The sequence below is a fragment of the Scatolibacter rhodanostii genome (assembly GCF_900197595.1).
GTDB classification, from domain to species: Bacteria; Bacillota; Clostridia; order Oscillospirales; family Acutalibacteraceae; genus Scatolibacter; species Scatolibacter rhodanostii.
In genome coordinates this window covers 331,845-355,080 of the sequence record NZ_FZLO01000001.1, presented here as the reverse complement: position 1 = coordinate 355,080, position 23,236 = coordinate 331,845, and the positions used below count along the sequence as shown (strand labels likewise).

Genomic DNA, 23,236 nt, shown 5'->3' with positions numbered 1-23,236 from the left:
TAATTTAAAAAAAGCCTTTCACCGTAGCTTATTTTTCTACGATGAAAAGCTTTTTGCGAACACGGCTTGTCTTTTATATAATCTTCACTGCATAATTCATTCAGGCTGAATCTTGTTTTGATATAAATGCACTCTGTTTCGGCCTTCATGTTTTGCCACATAGGCGGCCTCATCAGCACGACCAATCAAATCTTCATAATTTTTTATTTGCTCCCTGCCACAATAAGCCACACCAATACTTACAGTGATGTGTCGCCCTGCTACATCTGTGCTCTGTACAGCAATACGCAAGCTTTCAGCTATAGATAATAGTTCTTTTTCGCTATATCCATAAGCAAATGCAAAGAATTCTTCTCCACCATAGCGATAGAAGTGCAAGCGAAAATTTTGCGAAAACTTTGTCAGTATTTCTCCAAAACAGTTGAGACATTTATCACCAGCGGCATGACCATAGCTATCATTAAAAGTCTTAAAATTATCAATATCCAGAAAAAAAGCTCCTGATGGTTTTTCATAGTTTTCTGTTTCTAAACACGCTACCGTTTCAAATAATTTACGCCGATTATATACACTCGTTAATACATCTGTCTCTTTTTCTATAACTAGCAGACGCTTGGCTTCGAAGTTTTCCAAGCGAACTAACACTAGCGTTTCACCAAGATAGCAACCCAGAACTGCTGCACAAAGGCAATTGATGGCATCATCCAACACGTATTCTGGTTTAAGGTAAAATGCTAGTGCTGTATGTATTAGCAGCCAGAAAACCAAAAATAGTTTTATTTTGTAGGGATGCTCAATAAGACTAAGCGGCATAATGACAAAACCACCCAATAAAATGGTCGCACGCATATTGGGCGAATGAATAACACTAAGATAGATTCCTAACAAAAATAAAATAGAAAAAGCAGCATACATACCCACAAGTGTATGCTTTTTTATCGCTGGAATTTTGAACAAAAGAAACAATGTGAAAAAGGCTATGAAAGTCAAAATATAAGCATTAATCGCCCTTGCTTTTGTATTGCTGAAAGGTACAGATATCAGCGGCAGTAGAATCAGTACCCATCCTAAGAGCAACAGTGTTGACAACGTCTGTTTATTATACTCATCAATAGCTTTTCGGTTGGCAGAGGCAAGTTGTTGATAGACATTTTCTTGTTTGCCAAATGAACTCAACCCTTTTTTCATACTATCTCACTCCACTCAGGTTTACAACGGACATGGTAAACCGTATATCTGCCCCCCATTATATGCTAATCTGTACTGAATTTCAACCATCGTATTTTTATCTGTAGTTGTCCCTCCCAAAAGACCTCCAAAATAAGACTAGTCTTTCTTTGAGGATTTACTCCATTAGCTTTTCAATATACACTCGGTTTATCTATTAAATGTCAAAAGCATTATGGTACAATGAATTTATCATTGCCATAATGCTTTTCATTTTGATATAAACGAAAAAATTTGCTTAAGACTCAAATGCTAAAGATTACATGGAGATTTTAGCATATCTTTCTTTTAAAATACTGACAACCTCTGCATATTTATCTCTGCTTAGCATAATTTCTCCGGCATAGTTTTCAAATAGCAAAGAATAGTTTTTGGTCTCAGCATTTGCCTTGATAAAGGATACTTTCGATAAGTTCACAATAAAAGATTGGTAGCAGCGATAAAACCCGCTTGTACCCAACATTTTTTCAATTTCATCCATCGTATAACCCGCTAAAATAATTTCATTGCCATCGACCGTGACCAGTCTATTTTTACGATTGCTGCGCTCCACAAATAAAATATCATTGATTTTCTTTAGCTGATAACCCGTTTTTGTTTTTATCATCACACTACGGTTTACCGATTCATTTTTATATTGCAGTAAGCTGTGCTGATAAACCAAACGATTCACTACTCTCTGCATAACTAGGCTATCAAACGGCAGGGCAAAATATTCTAGGCAGCCATGTTTAAAAGCGTGGTAAGCATACTCTTTTGTGTCAGCATAGGTCACTACCATAAGATCAGGATATTGCTGTGTGAGATACACAGACAAATAAAAACCGTCTCCACTTGTTTTAGCACTGCCTAAACGTACATTGGTAAAAACTGCGTCAATTTGGTTCAAATCTGTAAATTGGATGATATCCTCTAATTTTGTAAATTCGGCTACAATGTCAAAAACATTATAAAAAAGCAATAGGTCTTTTAATTCAAAACGAATCTGGTCATTTTCTTCTACCAAAACTAGCTTAATTTTCATTTTATTTCCTTCTTATGCTTTATGAAGAGTGTCCAAATTCCTTAAAAGCCTCATTTAATTTGTTCACATCGCCATTATACCCGTTTAGAATATTCAAAGCAAATGGTCCATTCAAAACAGGCGAAATAATGTTGCCTGAACCCCATAAATCAATGAAACCCTCTTCTTTTAAACTCAGATAAGCTTTATATTCGTCACTACCAGTGTCTAAGTTCTCTAAATCCCACCAATACAGTTCCACTCCACTGTAATTGAAGGCGGCAGAAGTATAACCTTCAGAAGTAACTTCTGCTTTTTTTGTTTTGTCCATTAAATTTTCTGCTGTCAAATACTCTTCCAAATCTTCTAAGCTTTTATTCCATACTTCACTCTTATCACTGTCTGTTTTTTCAGAAACATAGTCATATAACAAAGAGGTTAATTTCTTGATATCCCCCTCATAGCGACTTGCATTAACAGCAAAAGGACCATATACTTCTACCTGCATGATATTACCTGAACTCCACAAGTCAATGTTACCATTTTCCACTGCTTCTGTATAGGCTTTATATTCAGCTGTACCTTCTGCAAGATTCTCGATATCCCACCAATATAGTTCAATGTTATCATATAATCTTGCTTCCGTTCCCACTCCGTCACTTAATAAGCCATAATTTTTTGCATCTTGAATCATATCATTGTCTGCCAAATACTGCGCAAGGTCATCCATCTTTTTATTCCAAATAGGATTGTCCGCTGAAATATCACCTTGTTCTTGCAAGGATTTTGGCTCTACAAAATCCTCACTTACTGCAACATAGATAACCATGCCGGTAAACACAAGAAAAAAACAGATTGAAATTATAATGGTTAACTTCTTCACCTACTGCTTCACCCCTTTTTTCATTTGCGTTTGAATATAGCCTTGATAAGTTTCACTACACTGGAGCAAATCTTCATGATTACCAATCGCTTCAATCGAACCTTGCTTCAAAACAATAATCTGATCAGCATGCCTAATTTCGTCCATGGTATGGGCAATCACCACAATGGTTTTTCCCTGCATATATTCCTGAACCGCCTGATAAATACGAGTATCAGAGTTATGATCTAAGCTTGCACCCGCTTCATCCAGCAGCAAATATTCCGGATTCATCATCAATACTCTGGCAATGGCAATTCTTTGCCTCTGCCCTCCTGATAATCGATTTCCGCTTTCACCAATATCTGTTTCATAGCCTTCTGGCAAAGAAACAATAAACTGATGAGCATCTGCGCGCATAGCTGCTTGCATCACTTCTTCATCTGTGACTTCACGTTTTAATCCATACACAATATTTTCGCGGATAGTACCGCCAAATAAAGGATTGTGCTGCAACACATAGCCAAACTGCTGCCTAATTTCAGAAAGCCTTGTATCCAGTAAATTGTTCTGCTCTCCTATATAAATACTCCCGCTATCCGGCAAATAAAAGCCTTGCATTAATTTTAAGATTGTAGATTTACCGCTACCGTTATCCCCCACTAATGCTGTTGTTTTACCATAAGGAATACGGAAGGAAACAGCATCCAACACCTTGTTCTCTGCTGCATAGCCAAAAGAAACATTTTCAAATACAATGTCTTTACAGGTTACTTCTGGCTGAAAAGCTTTACCTACATCTTGCTCTTCTTTTAACTGCAATACTTCATTCACATTATACAGAGCACCTTGAGCACCCTTAATTCCTTGGTATTGCGATAACATTTCTGCTAAATATTGGTTCACTTTTTGCATGTATCCGTCAAAAGTGTTAATCCCTGTAGATTCCATCTGATTATTTCGAATCAAAGATGAACCTCCTACTGCGATAACAACCGTGCACAACTTTGTATAAATTGCGTTTAACACCGTTTGCATTGTACCCATTATGGCTGCATAAATATCAGCTTTGTATTGTTTATTAATAGCACATATGCCTTCATCGACTTCTTGTTCTTGCATGCCTTGTGCTTTAATGTGCTTAGCCGAAGATATGTGCTCAGCAAAAAAGCTAGTCATCTCATTGAGAGCCCCATACTGCTTTTTATACATCTTAAATTGCCATTTCCCTACGATTACAAACACGGCAATGGCTAAAGGCAAAAGCAACAATAAGTACAAAGACAAAGTAGCATTAAATTGATAGAGAATAAAACAAGCTCTAAAAAAGCCATAAACAGAAGAAAAACACAAAATGAGCATAGTGACCGTGGTGCTAGCTTGCGTAACCTCATTCACTACAGTAGAAATCAAAGAAGACGGTTGGCGCCTTTCTACTTCTTTCATCGGCAAATGCAATATCTTTCTCCACACCAATAATCGCGCACGAATGGTGATTTTTTGCGATCCATAAGCCGTTAATATATTTTGCAACATGGCAAGCACTGCATTCAAAACATTTAATAACACATAGCTAATAATAACCGAATTATACAGCTCACCTTTATTAATTTGAATCAAGTAAGACGCAATTCGCAATGCTACTTCCGCTTGAAGCAATCCGCTCGCCAAGGAGAGTAAAAATAACCACCACGGAATATGAAATTTAGTATAAAGGGTTAGAAAAGATTTCCAGATTCTTGCTTTTTGCTTTTTCATTCTCTTCCCCTCTCATTCAGAATTTCTTGGTAATAAGAACTTGTGTCTTTCATTTGCTGCTGCGTTCCGCAATCTAGCACTTTCCCTTCTGCCATTATTACAATATAATCAGCTTGTCGAACAGTTTGCTGGTCATGGGCAACGAAAACTACTGTTTTTTCTTTCATATTTTCGCGGATACTATCCCAAATTCCCTCTTTGGTGGTGATATCCATCGCAGCAGTCGCTTCGTCCATTAATAGATAGTTTGCTTTTTTAAGGAATGCTCTGGCAAGAGATAAGCGCTGTTTTTGCCCACCCGACAAAGTAGAACCATTTTCACCAATTTTAGTATCATATTTTTGGGGTAAAGATAGAATAAAATCGTGGATAAAAGCAGCTTTACAGGCAGATTCTAGCTCTTCTTGTGTGACAGAACGGTGTATCCCATACAATAAATTATCTTTAATTGTTCCAGAAAGCAAAACACTTTCTTGTGTGACATACGCAATTGAATCACGATAGCTTTTTAAAGAGTATGATTGAATATCCTTCTCTCCAATTGTGATTTGTCCTTCCTTCCACGGATAAAAACGCTCAATCAAATTTAACAGGGTGGTTTTTCCACTGCCAGAAGGGCCTATAATGGCTGTTGTTTTGCCTTTGGGTAATCTTGCTGAAAAATGATCGAGTACCAATTTTTCTCCGTAGTAAAAGACGATATTGTCTATACTTATATCTCCCTTTAAATTCTCAGCCGCCTCTCCTTTATGTAAAGGCTCGTCTAATTTTTGCATAATATGAGAAATGCGGTTGGTAGCTCCTTGAGAGCTTTTCAAGGTTGTCCAATAGCCGCAATAAGATGTCAGCACATTCACAATAGCGGTGGCAAACCCGAAATAGGCAATCCACTCTTGCAGGCTTAAAGAGCCATCTGCATAAAAGCCTCTTCCTACCAATACAATAACAATAAACTGCATCATACCGGCTAACACATACATTGGCGAGGTCAGGGAGGAAACCCAACTATTCGCAATAGAAGCTGTGTATAGCTCTTTCATTTTGGTTTTTCCGTTTTGGTATTCTTTATCTTCATTGGTAAAAGATTTAATTAGCATGGCGTTATTCGTGCGTTCTGCAATACTTTGTGTCAGCTCTGCATTTTTTCGGTTCACTTTATCACTAATACCGAATTGAATTTTACCGACGAAAAATGCAATTAATATATTAAAAGGTAAGATAACAATAAGAGAGAGCATTAATTTGTTATCATAAGATCCTATTCTTTGCAAGGTAACAAAAACACTGTACAAAGACGTGATAATCGCAACAAACACTTGCATAATCAGTCTACTAATGACTGTTACATCTGTCGTAATTCGTGAAATCAACTCTTTCGGTTCATTGGTTTCATAAAAACTCATCGGAAGCTTCACGATTTTTTGCCAAATCATGCTTCTAAAGTTGCGATTGATACGCGCGGAACAAAGGTCTGATACTATACCACTAATTGAACCAATTACTAATGAGAGCAATTGATAAAAAAGAAAAGGGAGAATCACCGCTGTAAAATTAACATCTCCGGCAAAAAGCTTTGATGTATATTCAGTAACATCTAAGCCAATGTTGGTTAAAAGTGCTGAAATTGCAATATAGCAGGCAATCCATACATATGGAATTTTGGCTTTTCGCAGCATATATATAAAGCGCCTTGCAATTCCCTTATCCTGCACAAAAAGCGATGGTTCTTTCCTCATAACATTTCTCCCAACCATTCATTTTATCTCATTTTATTCGTTCCCAACAATATATACAAATATGAAATTTCCTCACTTTAAATCGATAAAGTGAGGAATTCCCTTAAATCGCGTAGAATAAACCGCGCTTTTTTCTGAATTTTATTCTGCTAGTGACTGAAAATCTTTCAGCACAGCATCTTTATTGGCATAATCTTCTGCAAAAGCAATGGCAAAAGAACCGTTTTGAGCTTCTGTTTGCAGCATAGCTGCTCCACCGCCCAGCAAGATTACTCCCGAATTGACTTTCATGTCATTATAGACTTGGATAAAATCTGTAGGTTCGTCTTGATTCCACCAAAAAATCCAAATTCCATCATAATCAACTGCAGCATCTGCTACGGCAGTATCTGTAAATTCACCATTTGTATTATCTTGCAGATATCCAGCTGTTTTATTAATGTCAACTGGCTGTGCATCTTCTGCAATATACTTTTTACTTTTTAGGTAGCTCACCATATCTTCCACAGAAGAAGTTTTTGTATTAATCTTGACTTCTTCGGCTTTTTGACCGCAACTCACCAACATAATCGACAAAATACTTACGATACAGAATAAGGCTACTCTTCTAACAAATTTATTTTTACTCATAAACACCCTCCTTTTATTATAAATAATATATCATATCCATCCTTTCACACAATACAAATCGATTATTTTGTCTTGTTTCATGTTTAAACTGTCTGCTTTATCAGGATACAAAAATGAATATCAATGTCCAATCATTTTGCAATCATCAAACATCAATATTCAAATTAGCTTTTTAGCTTGCTTCAATTACAAAAAAGAGGGTTTTCAGCAAATTAAATGCTATGAGTTTGGCTGAACATTCCTTTTGCTTTTTCTACTGTTTCTTTGCAACCAAAGGTACAGTAATTTTGCGTGTGAAGAAGATTTTTCATTTTTTCAGCTTGTTTTTGAATCTGTTCAGAGGTCACAGCACAAATTTCTTTTCTAATGTTTGCTCGCATTTCTTCTGTTTCGGCTGTAAAATATTGTCTGTCCAAACGATTGGCAATAGCGCGCGGCTTTAACACAGTATCATATTGAGCCATCGTTCCAATGATATACTGGGTCATTTCTTCTTCTGTAAAAGTGGACTGAACCAGATAGTCTGTGATTTTTTGATAGACATCGAATGTTTCTTTCACATTGGGATCTCGGTAAGAATAAAGTGTGACTGCGCCGCTTCTAGCCAACTGCATTCCCGCACCATAAGCACCGCCCTTAATTCTAATTTCTTTCCAAAGATAGTCAAAACTCAAAATACGAGATAGCACCAAATTCACACCACTATACTCTGACTGATAACCCAAAATATTGTAGGATACTTTACCGGGAATGATGAAAGCCTCTTGATTCACACTATTGACAGAATCTTGGTACGCTTTTTCTTGAATGTCTCTATCTGCAAATGAGCACATCTGTGCTTGCGAAAAAGAATCAGAATAGGCGGCAAACTCATCTTTTTTCCCTGAGAAACTTACTGTTAATGGACTTAATCTGAAAATTTTCTTCTGCAAATCCTTTAACTTATCTAAAACAAATTCAAACTCAGCTTCATCCTTTTGGTCTAGATTTTTAAGGAATTCATAGTAAGAATAGCCTTGGGTTCTTTCTTGCAGCATTCCCTCTAAAGTGTGATAAGATGACATTCTGATAGAGCCGTAATAGTTACCGCTTGTTACAAAACTGCGCTCCATATTCAATTTTGTCTGTTGAATCGCTTTATGAATTTCTTCTTTTTGCTGAAATAGGGTCTCTAAAATCATTTCTTCTGGCAAGGAAACCATATAAGATAAATTGCTATTTAACGCACTGACACCCATCACAAATTTTACATTCACTTCTTTTGTGACACAATGTGTGAACACATCCAGATATGCATTCCAATCTCCCAGCCAAGTAGAAAGCAAAATATTCAATTGATTGGCAGTATGTTTTGAGGTATCCAAATTGGCAAACAAAGAAGTCATCAGTTGGATATACGGCATATCTTCTGCCGCTACGGTACCCAAATCAAAATACCATTTTGCATAGCTAATCGCATTGTTCTGAACTGAATTATAAAGCATTTTGATATTTTTTAGCTGAGTTTTGTCCGTTTCAATGTGCTTTTCTTTTTGCTTTAAGTCCTCAATCGTAAGTGGATTTAGCAGCTCTAATTTTTCAGCCACCAATGGCTCTTTGGCTTCTTGCACTGTTTTTTCCTGTTCAGGGAATAAAGACACAGCTGTTTGGTACTCATTTTTCAGGATTAATTTTTCCAGTAATTCTTCAAAATAGCGACCTTCTAGCCTTTGTCGCAGCTCCTGATATCTTTGATTGTATGCTAATGCATCAAACGGATTTTGTCCATGAATCCAAAATGCTGTTGCATCAATGCCACTGATAATTCCATTCGGGAGATTCCCTCCCTTTTCATTCATCATAAATTCAGATGAATTAATAGCCGCTATCAGCAGCTCTTTGTCGATTCCTTTTTCACACAGCTCTTTTACTTTGCGATTCACCAGGTTTTTAAATTCCTTTTCGCCTGTTTCATCGGTATTTTTTAAGACAAAAAACACATACGGCTGTAAAACATCGTCCATAATACCGACAGATACATCTGCCCCGATATGGGCTTCTAACACGGCTTTTTTGAGTGGGGCCTCATTGTTACCCATTAAGGCATTAGCAAGAATATAGGTTGCCAGCACCTTGTCTTGCTCCTCTATTGTGCCGATATGATAAGCTAAAGCAGCTTGCACGTCTTTCCCTGTCAGTTGCTCTAAAGGATAAAAGCTCTTACTTGTTTTTTCTGTTGGAGCTGACTGCATGGGAATGTCATAATTATAGTTTCTGGGAGACATTTGAGATAAATATTCGCGATCGATAAAAGCTAGTTTTTCATCAATATTCATCTGTCCGTATAAAATCATGTAGCAATTGTCACTGCTATAATACTTTTTATGCGTAGCTAAAAACTTTTCGTACGTCAATTCTGGTATCACGTCCGGATTCCCCCCAGAAACATAACCATAGGTATTGTCTGGGAACATAGCCTTGTTAATTTCATAAGTCAAACGGCTGTCTACAGAAGAGAAAACGCCTTTCATCTCATTGTAAACAACACCATTAATGTGAGGCTCAGTTTGTCCTTCTGCAAAATCATAATGCCAGCCTTCTTGTTCAAAAATCTCTTTTTTGTGATAAATGTTAGGATAAAATACAGCATTTAAATAAACATCCATCAAATTCAGATAATCTTTTTCGCTGACCGTTGCAAATGGATAGATGGTCTTATCCGGAAAAGTCATGGCATTGAGATAGTTTTTCATCGAGCATTTCAGCAGCTCTACAAAGGTCTCTTTAACCGGATATTTTTGAGAACCATTCAACACAGAATGTTCTAAAATATGAAACACGCCGGTGCTATCTTCTGGCAGTGTTTTGAAGCCGACACAGAAAACTTTATTTTCATCTTGATTATCCACAACTAAAATCTTCGCACCACTTTTTTCGTGGTGCAACTCATAAGCTTCGCCTTGCAGTTCTTCTATATATTGCTTTTGTTTCACTTCAAAGCCATAAATTTTCTCATTTATATTCATTCTTTATCCATTATCCTCTTTTCTATTTTTTTATAGTAAACTTACTTTCCGAGCATAATTTTCATAATAACAGAATCTGTTTCACTCATTCCTTGCTTAGCTAAACGCCCAACATTTTTAATTGTTTTCTCTACACCCTTTGTAACGATACCTTCTCCGTCGTAAAACTGCTGACCGCTTCGATACATTTCAAAGCCCAAAATGCCAGCTTCTACCGCCATAGAAATCTTGGCTGCACAAGAAGATTTTGCACCGTCGCAAATGGTACCGGAAAGTATCGCCACAGAATTCACGATGGTATGGGCAATCTCCTCATAGCCACCTCCATGCAGATAGGCAATGCCTGCGCCACACCCGCTGCCGGCTGTAATAACCCCGCAATAAGCTGAAAGTCTGCCGATACCTGTTTTCTGATGAATGGTGACGAGGTTAGAAATCACTAACGCTCGCAGAAGCTTTTCGTGGCTCACCTTCAGCTCTTCTGCATACACAATCACCGGCACAGACGCTGTAATCCCTTGATTCCCACTTCCTGATACAATACAAACCGGTAATTCACAGCCATTCATTCTTGCATCTGAACCCGCAGCTGCAAAGGCTCTTGCTCGCCTGCAAACATCATTTTCGCTACCTTTAAAAAGCATTTGCCCTATACAAGCACCGTAGGGATTTTTTAGTCCTTCTTCTGCAATTCTACTATTATAAGCAATTTGCTGTTCAATTGGCTTTTGGATATCTTCTAGTTTCACAGTATTGGCAAATTCAATAATATCTTTGACATTTAAAAAAGTTTTATCCTCTTCTAATGCTGTGCCAATCTCTTGAAGCTCTTTTTCTATTATTTTTTGTCTATTTTTTTCTAATAATACAACGTTGGTATGAAAATCTACAATCCTTACACAAGCCGTATTCTCCCCTGCCAAGGCTTCTACTTGAATATCAAAAATTCGTCCATTCTCTGCCGTGCAAATCTCTATTTGGCATTTCTGCAAAAACAAATCAATTTCTTGCCGAGCATCATCGCCTAAATCGCATAATACTTCAAGCTTTTTCTCTGGGCAGCCTGCTATTACACCGGCCGCTATGGCAGCCTCAATGCCTTTTGCGCCGCCTGTACCTGGCACCACTACACTCTTAACATTTTTAATAATATTACCGCTTAAACTTACCTTCATCTTTTGGGGCTGCACACCTAACTCTTTTTTTACAATGGCAGCAGAATAGGCAATAGCAATGGGTTCTGTACAACCCATTGCTAATAATAATTCTTGCTTTAAAATATCGCAGTATGACCTATATGCTTTTTCGTTTAACATGCCTAATCACATCCTATCAATTTAGGCGTACATATACTGAGCCACCACTTCTTTAACCTGTGCTGCCGTCATCACGCCAACTCTGGTTTCTTTCAATTCTCCTTCTTTATAGAACTGAATCGTTGGCACGGCCTGCACACCATACTTTTCTCCTACTTCGGGATAATCTGTTGTATTCAATTTCACAATATCTAAAAAAGGAATTTCAGCCTCAATGTCCTCAAGAATTCTCGAAAACATTTTGCAGGGCCCACAAGTTGTCGAGAAGAAATCAACAATCACAAATCCTTCTGAAATAACCTGATCTAAATTTTCTGCTGTTGCATATTGTATTGCCATCATTAAGCCTCCACATAAATTCTTTCTTCTACATATTTTTTTACTTTTTGATAATAACAGCCAGCGTAAGAAGTAACCACAAATAATTCATAAGATTGGCTTTCTCTTGCCTGCTCTTCGGTAACCCGCCAAGCTGCGATATATTCTTCGATAAACTGTTCATATTCTGCTTCACTAACCACATAACCTTCTTGATCCGCATAATATTTACCAATTAAATAATGAATCAAAGTGTCCCACGCATTATCCTGTACCAATGTTACTAGCTCAAAGTAAGAGGCTACTGGTATTTTACCATCAAAATCCTCTTTTGTCATCTGTTCTAGCACCAAATCCATTTGCTTAGACAGATTACGGTATTTGGCAAGCTCTAATTCGGCCATTTTTTTCCAATCTGCCTGTTTTAAAATCAAATCACTATTGCAATCTACCTCGCTCATAATGTATTTAATTGCATGATAAGCGTCGTTTCCTACCATTTTCTGTTTTTGCTCAGAAATTAAATACGATTGATATTCTTCTATTGTACTGACCGTTTCAAGATTTAAGGCCTGCACCATTTCATTGGTTAAGTTTGGTACCACACGATTTTGAATCTCTTTCACCAAAATTTGTACTTCGCCTTCTTCTAATACAACCGTTTTCTTTTCATTTTTATGCATGCCAATAAGCACATGCTCTAGCGATTTATGGAACATACCACTGTCTACAATCACTTTTATATTTTCTTTTTGAAATTTGTCAACAGAGGACATCAAGCTGCAAACTACCATGTCACCGCTATGTACTTCTTCTCCGACTTCCCATGTTAAATATCGATTAAGCAAGCGATTGATTTCATATTGAATTGCCTCTTCATCTACCTGAAATACCTTTTGGAATTTTCCAATATCAACTTTTTCATAAGGATATAGTGAAAGTAATCGTGAATTAAAATTCTCCATTTCATTTTCCTTCTTCTTATTATTTTTTGCTTTCTGTACATTTCGTTTTTTATTGCACTCTCTCTTATAATAAAATTATTATAGCTTATCAAACTAATAAAGCACAATCTAGTTTGTTTATTCTGTCTTTGTATGGATGTATTTTGACCTAATTCTGACCACTTAGAAAAGACAAATTTAGTTTTTAAGCTTCCCTTAATCTCATATTGTTTCTTTCTGTAGACGTTAGTATAGCACACATAAAATATGTTTCTATTGAAAACGTATTACATGTATGCTATACTAACAATATAAACAATAAATGACTTATTTACTTGCTAGTATAAAAGGAGAGGTTCACCCATGTCTGAAATTAAAAATAGTCCAAGCCGTTACTATCAAATTATTCGCAACTATCAAGAAGCTCATCTGCTATTTGCAGCCATACGTTTAGACGTCTTTTCTTTTCTTGATACCCCACAAACAGCAGCCGCAATCGCTGAATCCACTAATTGCAACCAAACACAAATAGAATTCATGCTTTTAGCGTTAACCTCTTGTGGATTAATTCATAAGCAGGGAGATTTTTACTTTAATACGCCTGAATCAACTTCTTTCTTATCTCGCAACAGCCATGTTTTTTTAGGCGACACTCTTTTATTCCGTGAAAATATGACATCTTTGGCAAATCTGCAAGAAAAGGTACAAACTCCCCCTGCTAGCAATAATTCGGTCTATGATTTTGCAAAACTAGCTCGCTTAACAATACCAGAAATGTATGCAGGACGCGTGCAAGCATTTATGCAGCAAGTAAGTCTGTTATATCCGGATTGCAGCAACGCTCTCCATATGCTAGATTTAGGCGGAGGAGCTGGTATTCTAGATATAGAATTTGTAAAACAATACCCAAACAGTAAAGCGACCATATTAGAAACGCCTACTGTTGCAGAAGTAACAAAAGAAATCGTTCAGCAATATCAAGTCCAGAAAAACATTGACGTGGTATCAGGTGATTTTAATTCTGACTCTTTGGGTGGACCTTATGATTTTATTATTGCCTCTGGAATCTTGAATTTTGTTCATGGCGATTTATCCGCCTTCTTCAAAAAATTGTCTGATTCTTTAAAAGAAGGAGGCCATTTGCTCCTGATTGGTCACTTTAAAGATGATAAAAACAATGTTCCTGCTAATATGTTAGGGTGGCTATCGGGATGTTTGGACGGTATTCCTTTGCCTCCCAACGAAAAAGAGATAGAGTTTGCGCTACAAAAATCAAGCTTCACCATAGCAGAACAAATCAAAATATCTCTGTTTGACGGGCGCTTATATCAAAAAAACACAGCTACTCGTACAGCACCTTCCAATGAAGTAATAGACGCTTTTATCACGCTCACAGAAAAAATTGCAAACAGCAAAACAAACGTATTGAATTTTGGCAGCGAGGATATGACTTTTTACCGTGGAGAAATCCATATGATCAAAACAATTGGAGATTACCCCGGTATACACAGTGCTGAACTGGCTAGAAAATATGGAATCACCAGACCTGTCGTTCATAAAACCTTACAGAAACTGAGTGAACGCGGTTTGATTGTTAAGCAAGATGATCCTGACGATAAAAAACGCTACTTGCTCTATTTAACTGAAAAGGGAAAGGTTGCTTACCAAGCTCACAAACAGTATCACGAACAATATGATAAGTCCTTATTTGATTTTCTAGCTGATACATCTGGTGATAAGTTGGCCGCTATGAAAGACTTTTTGGACTACGCCAATGGTTTAATTGAAAACCATTCATAACTTTTAAACCTTTATTAAAGTCCTAACACAGTTGTGCATCGAATATTGAGAATCATAAGAAAATAAATCTTAGAATAATGGAGAATTAAAATGAATACAACAGGAAAAATCATAATTATAGGAGGACATGGCAAAGTCGGGCAATACATTACTAGAGAACTCAAGCAGTACAATTTAATTTTAGTTGGACGAAGCAGAGACAAAATTAAAAATTTCCTGGATAATGAGAAAATCCAAGCTGAAATTTGCATAATGGATATTGATAACCTTGACTTTACAAAATTAAATGGTGTGCGTTGGGTTATTGTCTGCGTAGATCAAGAAAATACTAAATTAGTAGAATTTTGTGACAGCCATGATATTGATTATATGGATGTCACTGCCAATTCTGAGTATATTGAAAAAATACAGCAGTTGAAACTCCGTGGAAAAAGTAAAATATTACTAGGGATTGGGCTTGCCCCTGGACTAACAAACCTTTTGGCTGAAAAATTTGTGAAATTGTATCCGTCAGCAGAAAAGATAAGCATAGAAATCATTTTGGGCTTGGGAGAAAAACACGGCGACGCTGCAATCCAGTGGACTCTTGACAATTTCTTAAAAAGTTATAGCCATTTGGCTTTGGGTCTTGTGAGGCCATTCACACAAAAAAGCAGTATTGATACCGAGCAAGCTGGCGAAAAAAATCTAAAAACTTACAACTTCAATTTTGTAGATCAACACATGCTTAACCTAAAATATACAGACAAAATTTTTACAACGTATTTGGGTTTCGACCAACCATTTGCAACAGGTCTAATTTATGGCGCAAACAAATTAAAATTATTGGGGCTACTGAAATACAAGCCGTTTTATCGTATGGCGCAATCCGCACTGAAAAGTCCTAAATTTGGAACCGACATTTTTATGGTAGCAGTAAAATCAGGCAATAAAATACTTTATGCTCGGGGACATGATGAGGGTAGATTTACCGGCTTGATGGCTGCGAAAGCAGCTAGACAGATGGAAACACTTAATTTGCAAAATGGCCTACTTGACATTTCAGATGTTATTGATATAGAAGAAGTAAAAAACAATGAATCCTTTGGTTTAACTTTGTCACTGTAATAGTAAAAAAGTCTTTCATTCAATAATTAAAAGAAGCCTTTACACTTATTTCTTAATCTAACAATCAAACAAGCCACACAATCCAGTTGTTGTACCGGTTGTGTGGCTTATCTTATAAAAAATAGGCGCATCATTATTACTAATGACACACCTACTAAAATCTATTTCGCAATTCAAATGCTTATTAATTTTAACAACAATTTACAAAGGAGCTTATTTGTTGTTAAGGGCAGCTTGTGCAGCAGCCAAACGAGCAATCGGTACACGGAACGGTGAGCAAGAAACATAGTTGAGGCCAATCTTATGGCAGAACTCAACGCTGCTTGGGTCGCCGCCGTGCTCGCCACAGATACCAACCTTCAGGTCAGATCTTGCGCTACGACCAAGTTTAGTAGCCATTTCTACCAATTTGCCAACGCCATGCTGATCCAATCTAGCAAAAGGATCGGACTCGTAAATTTTGTTTTCATAGTAAGAATCCAAGAATTTACCTGCGTCATCACGGCTAAAGCCGAATGTCATCTGAGTCAAGTCATTGGTACCAAAGCTGAAGAAGTCAGCTTCTGTTGCGATTTCGTCAGCTGTCAAAGCAGCACGAGGAATCTCAATCATTGTACCAACATGGTATTCCATTTCAATGCCAGCATCAGCAATTAGCTTGTTAGCAGTGGAAGTAACGATGTCTTTAACAAATTTGAGCTCTTTGATTTCGCCAACCAGCGGAATCATGATTTCCGGAATAATGTTGTATTCAGGATGCTCTTTATTCACTGTAAGAGCTGCATTGATAACAGCAGTTGTCTGCATAGCAGCGATTTCAGGATAGGTAACAGCCAAACGGCAGCCACGATGACCCATCATCGGGTTAAACTCATGCAAGCCAGCGATAACATTTTTCAGCTCTGTAACTGTAATTTTCAGTTCATCAGCCAATTCTTTGATGTCTTCCTCTTTTGTAGGAACAAATTCATGAAGAGGCGGATCGAGGAAACGAATGGTCATAGGTCTGCCTTCGAGTACACGATACATTTCTTCAAAGTCACCCTGCTGATAAGGAAGAATCTTAGCAAGAGCAGTAGCTCTGCCTTCTGCTGTCTTAGAAACAATCATTTCACGGATAGCTTTAATTCTTTCGCCTTCAAAGAACATATGCTCTGTACGGCAAAGACCGATGCCTTCTGCGCCGTATTTAACAGCCTGTGCAGCATCTTTAGGGTTATCTGCGTTGGTTCTGACTTTCAATGTACGATAGGAGTCAGCCCAACCCATAAAGCGGTCAAAGTTACCGCTGATAGCAGCTTCTACAGTAGGAACAGCTTCGCCATAAATAGCACCTGTTGTACCATCAAGAGAAATATAATCGCCTTCGTGGAAATTCTGTCCGCCGAGTTCGAAGTGTTTCTCTTCTTCGTTAATGGTAATTTCGCCGCAGCCAGATACACAGCAAGTACCCATACCACGAGCAACAACAGCAGCGTGAGAAGTCATACCGCCACGAACTGTCAAGATACCCTGAGCAACAGCCATACCTTCGATATCTTCAGGAGAAGTCTCAAGACGAACAAGTACAACTTTTTCGCCCTTGTCATGCCACTCTTTAGCAGCTTCTGCTGTAAAGACAACTTTACCGCAAGCAGCACCAGGAGAAGCAGCCAAAGCTTTACCGATTGGTTTAGCGGCTTTTAATGCTTTTGCATCAAACTGTGGGTGCAAAAGAGCATCAAGCTGTTTTGGGTCAACACGCAGAACAGCTTCTTCTTCTGTAATCATGCCTTCATCAACGAGGTCAACAGCAATTTGAAGAGCAGCAGCTGCTGTTCTCTTACCATTTCTGGTCTGAAGCATATAAAGTTTACCATTTTCAATGGTGAATTCCATGTCTTGCATATCTTTATAGTGGTTCTCAAGTCTTGTTGCGATTGCAGCAAACTCGTCGTAGACAGCAGGCATTTGGTCATGCAAATGAGAAATTTGGCTTGGTGTACGGATACCAGCAACAACGTCTTCACCCTGTGCATTAATCAGATATTCACCAAACAGTTTCTTTTCGCCGGTAGCCGGGTCACGAGTAAAGGCAACGCCTGTACCAGAGTTATCACCGGAGTTACCGAATACCATTGCTTGAACGTTAACAGCGGTACCCCAGCTGTAAGGAATGTCGTTCATGCGGCGATATACGTTTGCACGTGGGTTATCCCAAGAACGGAAAACAGCTTTAACAGCGCCCATCAACTGATCAAATGGCTCTGTTGGGAAGTCTGAACCCATTTTTCCTTTGTAGAGAGCTTTGAACTGTCCGACAAGCTCTTTCAAGTCATCAGCGTCAAGCTCTGTATCCATTTTAACGCCTTTTTTCTCTTTCATGGCGTCGATGAGTTTTTCAAATTCGCTCTTAGACATTTCCATAACAACGTCAGAATACATCTGAACGAAACGGCGATAAGAGTCATAAGCAAAACGAGCATTACCTGTGAATGCAGCAAGACCTTCAACCACAACGTCATTTAGACCAAGGTTAAGGATTGTATCCATCATACCAGGCATAGAAGCTCTGGAACCTGAACGAACAGAAACCAATAGCGGGTTTTTCGGATCACCGAATTTTTTACCGCAGATTTCTTCCATTTTGGCAAGATATTCTTTGATTTCATTTTCAATCTCAGGGACGATGACCTTACCGTCATCATAATATTTTGTGCAAGCTTCCGTAGAAACAGTGAATCCCTGAGGAACAGGCATTCCAGCAAGAGTCATTTCAGCAAGGTTAGCACCTTTACCGCCGAGAAGCTCACGCATGTCCTTGTTTCCTTCAGAAAAAAGGTAAACGTATTTGTGGCTCATTGTTTACAACCTCCTAAAAATTTTGCAATCGGATAATTCCGTATTGACAGCAGTTTAAACCGATTCACAAACATATTTATGCCTATGCCTAAAACCGGTTAATAGTGAAATTATAACAGACATTCTCTTAAAATGCTATAGTTTGAAGAAAGAATTTTTATTTTTTATCACTTAGTAGGATTTTTTAGCACGATTTTGCCTAGTTTTTTTATTTCGCTATTCTTCTCAACCATCATCAATTAATATAGAAAAAGATATCTCCTGCATTTTATATCTTTCATGAATTCTTCACGGGATATGTGTAACTCCCTTTTGTTTTATCTCGGTATTAGCTTACCGAGCTGTGATAAATTTCCATCGCCATTAAAAAGAGCTTGAAAAAAAGCCCTTTCAGTGCGATAATAGCTTATTATACTTGTTAGAATGTTCTGAAAAAATCAGGCGGCATTTCTTTTTATGCCGTCTGTATGGCGTGTTCGGAAAATCTCAGTTATTCCAGTTAGGAGAAGTTATGTTTTCGTTTACTAAAGACAAAATAAAATCAACGGGAATTGATTATATGATTGTTGGGCTAGGCAACCCCGGCAAAGAATATGAAAACACTCGTCACAATGCCGGTTTTATCGCCATTGACGAAATAGCCGCTCAACATAGCGCAACTATCTCTAGAATCAAATTTAAAGGTCTCTGCGGCGAATGTCGTATGGCAGATAAAAGAGTGTTGCTGCTCAAACCTTCTACCTTTATGAATCTTAGCGGACAATCTGTTATAGAGGCCATGAATTTTTATAAATTGCCGCCTGAAAACGTACTGATTCTGTTTGATGATATTTCGCTTGAACCGGGCAAAATAAGAATTCGCCGAAAAGGAAGCGACGGCGGGCATAACGGCATCAAAAATATCATTTATTTAAGTGGAAAAGATAATTTTCCCCGCATTAAAATCGGAGTGGGCGCCAAACCGCACCCTGAATATGATTTGGCCGCTTGGGTACTTTCTCGTTTTACGACTGCGGAACGCAAAGAGATGGAATCAGCCGCCAAGAACACGGTTAAAGCCGCAGAACTTATGGTAAACGGTGACATAGATCAAGCCATGTCTGTTTATAATCAGAAATAATGAGGATACTATGAGATTTATCAAACACACACTCAATCAACTAACTGAATATAAAGAACTGCTTTCGGCTTTTGGGCAAAATAAAACGCCGGCTGTTGTGACGAACGTTTCTGGCATTCACAAATGTGCCTTTGTCGCTGCACTCGCTCAAGACACAAGCCAAACTGCTCTGCTGATTGCGGCTGACGAGGCAGAATCTTACCGTTTCAACGAAGACTTGACGGCTATGGGACTTCGCTCGGTCGTCTTCCCTTTGCGTGATTTTTGCCTGCGTGACACGACAGGTACTTCGCACGAATATGAGCGTGAGCGGCTCAAGGTTCTCACGCTGTTGCAAAAAGGTGAGTGCGATTGCGTTATTACTTGCATTGACGCAGCTTTACAGTATACAATTCCACCCAAAGAGCTTGAAAAACGCATGATTCTCATTGAATCCGGACAGGAAACCAAGCCGGAAATCATCGTTAATGCGCTGGTGCAATGTGGTTACACGCGTGAAGATAAAATTGAGGGGTTCGGACAATTCAGCCATCGTGGCGGTATCATTGATTTTTATTCCCCGGGAAGTGAAGCGCCTGTTCGTATTGAATTTTGGGGCGATGAAATTGACTCCCTCGCCTATTTTGACTTAGATTCGCAGCGAAGAACCGAGCATTTAAAAAGCTTTACCATTTCACCCTGTGTAGAGGTTATTTCTGAAAATCCGTCTGTCACTGCCAAAAAGATCGAAACCTTATCGGCTTCTTTGCGAGGGAAAGCCGCTGTTAAAGCAAAAGAAATCTTGCAAAGTGAAGCACAGAAATTGAGAGATGGCGTTTATCTTGGTTCTACCGACAAATTCATTTCTCTCATTTATCCGGAAATTGCAACACTTTTTGATTATTTTGCCAACTCCTCTTTCATTGTTTTCTCGGAAGGAAGCCGCTTAAAAGAACGGATGCGCAACACACTGCTTCAATGGGGCGAAGATATTAAAAGCTACCTGTCAGACGGTGTACTCTGCAAAAACTTAGATACTTATACCGAAACTTGGGATTATGCCCTACAAATGGCAGAGCGTATTCCCAGCATTTTCATGGACACTTTTGCGCGAGGCACCTACGAAGTCCCCACCAGAACGCTTGTTAACGTGACAGCTCGCCAGCTTTCTCCTTGGAGCGGCGGTATGCAAATTTTAGAGGAAGATTTGCAAGCACTTCTGCACCAAAAACGTGCCTGTTTGGTACTGGCGGGAACAGAAAAAGCCGCTAAAACGGTGGCCGATGATTTAAAAAAAGCAGGACTACCTGCTTCTTATATTGAAAACCCCACAACCACTGCTAAAGGTACTGTCACCGTGACAGCGGGTTCCCTTTCTGCCGGATTTGAATTTCCTACCTGCGACTTTGCTTTAATTACGCACGGGAGAATTTCTACCGGTAAAGTGAAAAAAACTACGGCGAAAAAGAAAGATAAAAACACCAAAGAAATTGCAGGGTTATCTGATTTAACACCTGGTGATTATGTCGTGCACACCTCACACGGTATTGGTATTTTTGACGGCATCAATAAAATTGAAATGAACGGCATTGTAAAAGATTATATTAAAGTGCGTTATGCTAAAAGCGACACACTCTATGTTCCTGTTACGCAACTCGACTTGGTTTCAAAATATATTGGTCCCCGAGAGGATTCTGGCATTAAACTAAGTCGGTTAGGCGGTACAGAATGGCAGAAAACCAAAACCCGTGTGCGTGCTGCTGTTAAAGACATCGCTAAAGAATTAATTGAACTTTATGCCCAACGCATGAAGCTGAAAGGATTTGCTTTTCCAGAAGACACAGAATGGCAGCGAGATTTTGAAGCCCGCTTTGAATTTAACGAAACCGATGATCAGCTGCGCTGTATCAATGAAATTAAAGACGATATGGAACGCAGAACGCCTATGGATCGTCTACTTTGCGGCGACGTCGGATTCGGCAAAACCGAAGTGGCGCTGAGGGCCGCCTTCAAATGTGTTACAGCAGGCAAACAGTGTGCTCTGCTTGTACCAACTACTATTTTGGCATGGCAGCATTATCAAACTCTACTCAAGCGTTTTGAAGGATTCCCTATTGATATTGAACTGCTGTCACGCTTTCGCACGCCAAAACAACAAACTGAAATCTTAAAGAAAGTTCACAGCGGTTCTGCTGACATTGTTGTTGGCACACATCGCCTAGTCTCTAAAGATGTGCTTTTTAATGATTTAGGATTGGTTATCATTGATGAAGAACAGCGTTTTGGTGTCGCGCAGAAAGAAAAGCTAAAATCTGTCAGCAAATCTGCCGATATTCTTACTTTGTCAGCTACCCCTATCCCCCGCACGCTCAACATGGCTTTATCCGGTATTCGTGATATGTCTGTCATTGAAGAAGCTCCGCACGACCGCCACCCTGTACAAACCTATGTCATGGAGCATGATGACGGTGTGATTTATGATGCCATTCGCCGTGAACTGCGTAGAGGCGGTCAAGTTTATTTTTTGCATAACGATGTCGCTTCCATCCAAAGAACTGCTGCCAGAATCCAAAGTGCTGTTCCTGATGCACGCATTGGAGTCGGCCACGGTAAAATGAACGAAGAAGACTTAAGTGAAGTCTGGCGCAAGCTGTTAGAACACGAAATTGATGTTCTCGTTTGCACCACCATTATTGAAACAGGCGTCGATGTCTCTAATGCCAACACGCTAATTATCGAAAATGCCGACCACATGGGGCTTTCACAGCTTCACCAAATTCGTGGGCGTGTGGGCAGAAGTAACCGCCGTGCCTATGCCTATTTGACCTATACCAAAAATAAGGCTTTAACCGAAATTTCACAGAAACGTCTTTCGGCCATCCGTGAATTCACCGAATTTGGCTCCGGTTTTAAAATTGCCATGCGTGACCTTGAAATTCGAGGAGCCGGCAACGTGCTGGGCGGCGAACAACACGGACACATGGAAACCGTCGGTTATGATATGTATATCAAGCTACTTAATGAAGCCATCAGCATCATGAAGGGCGAGGAACCTACCCCAATTGAAGAGGATTGTATTGTCGATATGCAGGTACAAGCGCATATTCCTGAAAAGTATATTGACAGCACGAATTTGAGACTTGATATTTACCGAAAAATTGCCAATGTTAAAAATGAAGAAGATGCTCTTGATGTTACTGACGAGCTAATCGACCGCTTTGGCGAGCCGCCTGCTTCTGTACAAGGCTTGATTGATGTTGCCCTTTTGCGCAACACTGCTTCACAGCTTGGCATTGATGAAATCAAGCAGCAAGGCCCTGTTCTGCTGCTTTATAAAAAGAAAATAGATATGAAACAAATGTCGGACTTGGTCAGCACAATGAAAGGCCGCGTGCTTCTCAGTGCCGGCAGCCGTCCTTATATCAGCATTAAACTTGGTTCTGATTCACCACTTGATGCGCTATCGGCAGCACTGAAAATCATGAAAGAGAGTACGGCCCATTCCGCTTAAACCCATATTTTGACCATATTTAGGAAAATATTCGTGATATTTTGGGTGTATCGGTGGACAAATTCATCTTCATTCGGTA

General features: G+C 38.8%; 15 protein-coding genes. 4 read left to right on the top strand and 11 right to left on the bottom strand.

Annotation, left to right across the window (positions count from 1 at the left end; genetic code table 11):
- Positions 1 to 96: 96 nt before the first annotated feature.
- The 10 genes from CS931_RS01630 to CS931_RS01585 form a co-directional block, all read right to left on the bottom strand.
- Positions 97 to 1,188: a GGDEF domain-containing protein gene (locus CS931_RS01630; protein ID WP_099204016.1), complete on the bottom strand. Its 1,092-nt coding sequence runs from the start codon at positions 1,186 to 1,188 to the stop codon at positions 97 to 99.
- Positions 1,189 to 1,486: 298 nt separating this feature from the next.
- Positions 1,487 to 2,251 carry a LytR/AlgR family response regulator transcription factor gene (locus CS931_RS01625; RefSeq protein WP_099204015.1) on the bottom strand — a complete coding sequence of 255 codons (765 nt, stop codon included), beginning with the start codon at positions 2,249 to 2,251 and terminating at the stop codon, positions 1,487 to 1,489.
- 19 nt (positions 2,252 to 2,270) lie between these two features.
- The gene (locus CS931_RS01620; RefSeq protein ID WP_099204014.1) at positions 2,271 to 3,113 is read right to left on the bottom strand and encodes a hypothetical protein; all 843 of its coding nucleotides are present in this window, start codon (positions 3,111 to 3,113) and stop codon (positions 2,271 to 2,273) included.
- The gene (locus tag CS931_RS01615) at positions 3,114 to 4,850 is read right to left on the bottom strand and encodes an ABC transporter ATP-binding protein (protein ID WP_099204013.1); all 1,737 of its coding nucleotides are present in this window, start codon (positions 4,848 to 4,850) and stop codon (positions 3,114 to 3,116) included.
- Positions 4,847 to 6,586, bottom strand: a complete 1,740-nt coding sequence (locus CS931_RS01610; protein WP_159459713.1) for an ABC transporter ATP-binding protein — start codon at positions 6,584 to 6,586, stop codon at positions 4,847 to 4,849. The genes CS931_RS01615 and CS931_RS01610 overlap by 4 nt, the downstream gene beginning before the upstream one ends.
- Before the next feature lie 141 nt (positions 6,587 to 6,727).
- On the bottom strand, positions 6,728 to 7,216 hold the full coding sequence (locus CS931_RS01605) for a hypothetical protein (RefSeq protein ID WP_099204011.1): 489 nt from the start codon (positions 7,214 to 7,216) through the stop codon (positions 6,728 to 6,730).
- A 212-nt stretch (positions 7,217 to 7,428) separates the two neighbouring features.
- Positions 7,429 to 10,221, bottom strand: a complete 2,793-nt coding sequence (locus CS931_RS01600; protein WP_099204010.1) for an insulinase family protein — start codon at positions 10,219 to 10,221, stop codon at positions 7,429 to 7,431.
- Positions 10,222 to 10,262: 41 nt separating this feature from the next.
- Positions 10,263 to 11,537, bottom strand: coding sequence for an L-cysteine desulfidase family protein (locus tag CS931_RS01595; RefSeq protein ID WP_099204009.1), 1,275 nt, complete (start codon positions 11,535 to 11,537; stop codon positions 10,263 to 10,265).
- A gap of 21 nt (positions 11,538 to 11,558) precedes the next feature.
- Complete coding sequence (locus CS931_RS01590; RefSeq protein ID WP_242964870.1) at positions 11,559 to 11,879, bottom strand: thioredoxin family protein; 321 nt, start codon at positions 11,877 to 11,879, stop codon at positions 11,559 to 11,561.
- Positions 11,879 to 12,820 (bottom strand): trigger factor, encoded by a 942-nt coding sequence (locus tag CS931_RS01585; RefSeq protein WP_099204007.1) that lies wholly within the window; start codon positions 12,818 to 12,820, stop codon positions 11,879 to 11,881. The genes CS931_RS01590 and CS931_RS01585 overlap by 1 nt, the downstream gene beginning before the upstream one ends.
- 342 nt (positions 12,821 to 13,162) lie before the next feature.
- Here CS931_RS01585 and CS931_RS01580 point away from each other — a divergent pair, with 342 nt between their 5' ends.
- The gene (locus CS931_RS01580; protein WP_099204006.1) at positions 13,163 to 14,599 is read left to right on the top strand and encodes a methyltransferase; all 1,437 of its coding nucleotides are present in this window, start codon (positions 13,163 to 13,165) and stop codon (positions 14,597 to 14,599) included.
- 90 nt (positions 14,600 to 14,689) lie between these two features.
- A complete protein-coding gene (locus CS931_RS01575; protein ID WP_099204005.1) occupies positions 14,690 to 15,706 on the top strand; it encodes a saccharopine dehydrogenase NADP-binding domain-containing protein in 1,017 nt (338 codons plus the stop codon).
- A gap of 213 nt (positions 15,707 to 15,919) precedes the next feature.
- Here CS931_RS01575 and ppdK read toward each other — a convergent pair whose 3' ends face one another.
- Entirely contained in the window at positions 15,920 to 18,547 is a 2,628-nt protein-coding gene (gene ppdK / locus CS931_RS01570; RefSeq protein ID WP_099204004.1) for a pyruvate, phosphate dikinase, read from the bottom strand.
- Between the two features lie 511 nt (positions 18,548 to 19,058).
- Here ppdK and pth point away from each other — a divergent pair.
- Positions 19,059 to 19,667, top strand: coding sequence for an aminoacyl-tRNA hydrolase (gene pth / locus CS931_RS01565; RefSeq protein WP_099204003.1), 609 nt, complete (start codon positions 19,059 to 19,061; stop codon positions 19,665 to 19,667).
- A 10-nt stretch (positions 19,668 to 19,677) separates the two neighbouring features.
- The gene (mfd, locus tag CS931_RS01560) at positions 19,678 to 23,157 is read left to right on the top strand and encodes a transcription-repair coupling factor (protein WP_099204002.1); all 3,480 of its coding nucleotides are present in this window, start codon (positions 19,678 to 19,680) and stop codon (positions 23,155 to 23,157) included.
- Positions 23,158 to 23,236 lie beyond the last annotated feature (79 nt).

Excerpts from the sequence above, each read along its gene's own strand:
- CS931_RS01625 (WP_099204015.1), bottom strand. The coding sequence starts at position 2,251 with ATGAAAATTAAGCTAGTTTTGGTAGAAGAAAATGACCAGATTCGTTTT.
- CS931_RS01605 (WP_099204011.1), bottom strand. The coding sequence starts at position 7,216 with ATGAGTAAAAATAAATTTGTTAGAAGAGTAGCCTTATTCTGTATCGTA.
- CS931_RS01575 (WP_099204005.1), top strand. The coding sequence starts at position 14,690 with ATGAATACAACAGGAAAAATCATAATTATAGGAGGACATGGCAAAGTC.
- CS931_RS01580 (WP_099204006.1), top strand. The coding sequence starts at position 13,163 with ATGTCTGAAATTAAAAATAGTCCAAGCCGTTACTATCAAATTATTCGC.
- CS931_RS01600 (WP_099204010.1), bottom strand. The coding sequence starts at position 10,221 with ATGAATATAAATGAGAAAATTTATGGCTTTGAAGTGAAACAAAAGCAA.
- CS931_RS01585 (WP_099204007.1), bottom strand. The coding sequence starts at position 12,820 with ATGGAGAATTTTAATTCACGATTACTTTCACTATATCCTTATGAAAAA.
- CS931_RS01615 (WP_099204013.1), bottom strand. The coding sequence starts at position 4,850 with ATGAAAAAGCAAAAAGCAAGAATCTGGAAATCTTTTCTAACCCTTTAT.
- pth (WP_099204003.1), top strand. The coding sequence starts at position 19,059 with ATGTTTTCGTTTACTAAAGACAAAATAAAATCAACGGGAATTGATTAT.
- mfd (WP_099204002.1), top strand. The coding sequence starts at position 19,678 with ATGAGATTTATCAAACACACACTCAATCAACTAACTGAATATAAAGAA.
- CS931_RS01590 (WP_242964870.1), bottom strand. The coding sequence starts at position 11,879 with ATGATGGCAATACAATATGCAACAGCAGAAAATTTAGATCAGGTTATT.
- ppdK (WP_099204004.1), bottom strand. The coding sequence starts at position 18,547 with ATGAGCCACAAATACGTTTACCTTTTTTCTGAAGGAAACAAGGACATG.
- CS931_RS01595 (WP_099204009.1), bottom strand. The coding sequence starts at position 11,537 with ATGTTAAACGAAAAAGCATATAGGTCATACTGCGATATTTTAAAGCAA.
- CS931_RS01630 (WP_099204016.1), bottom strand. The coding sequence starts at position 1,188 with ATGAAAAAAGGGTTGAGTTCATTTGGCAAACAAGAAAATGTCTATCAA.
- CS931_RS01610 (WP_159459713.1), bottom strand. The coding sequence starts at position 6,586 with ATGAGGAAAGAACCATCGCTTTTTGTGCAGGATAAGGGAATTGCAAGG.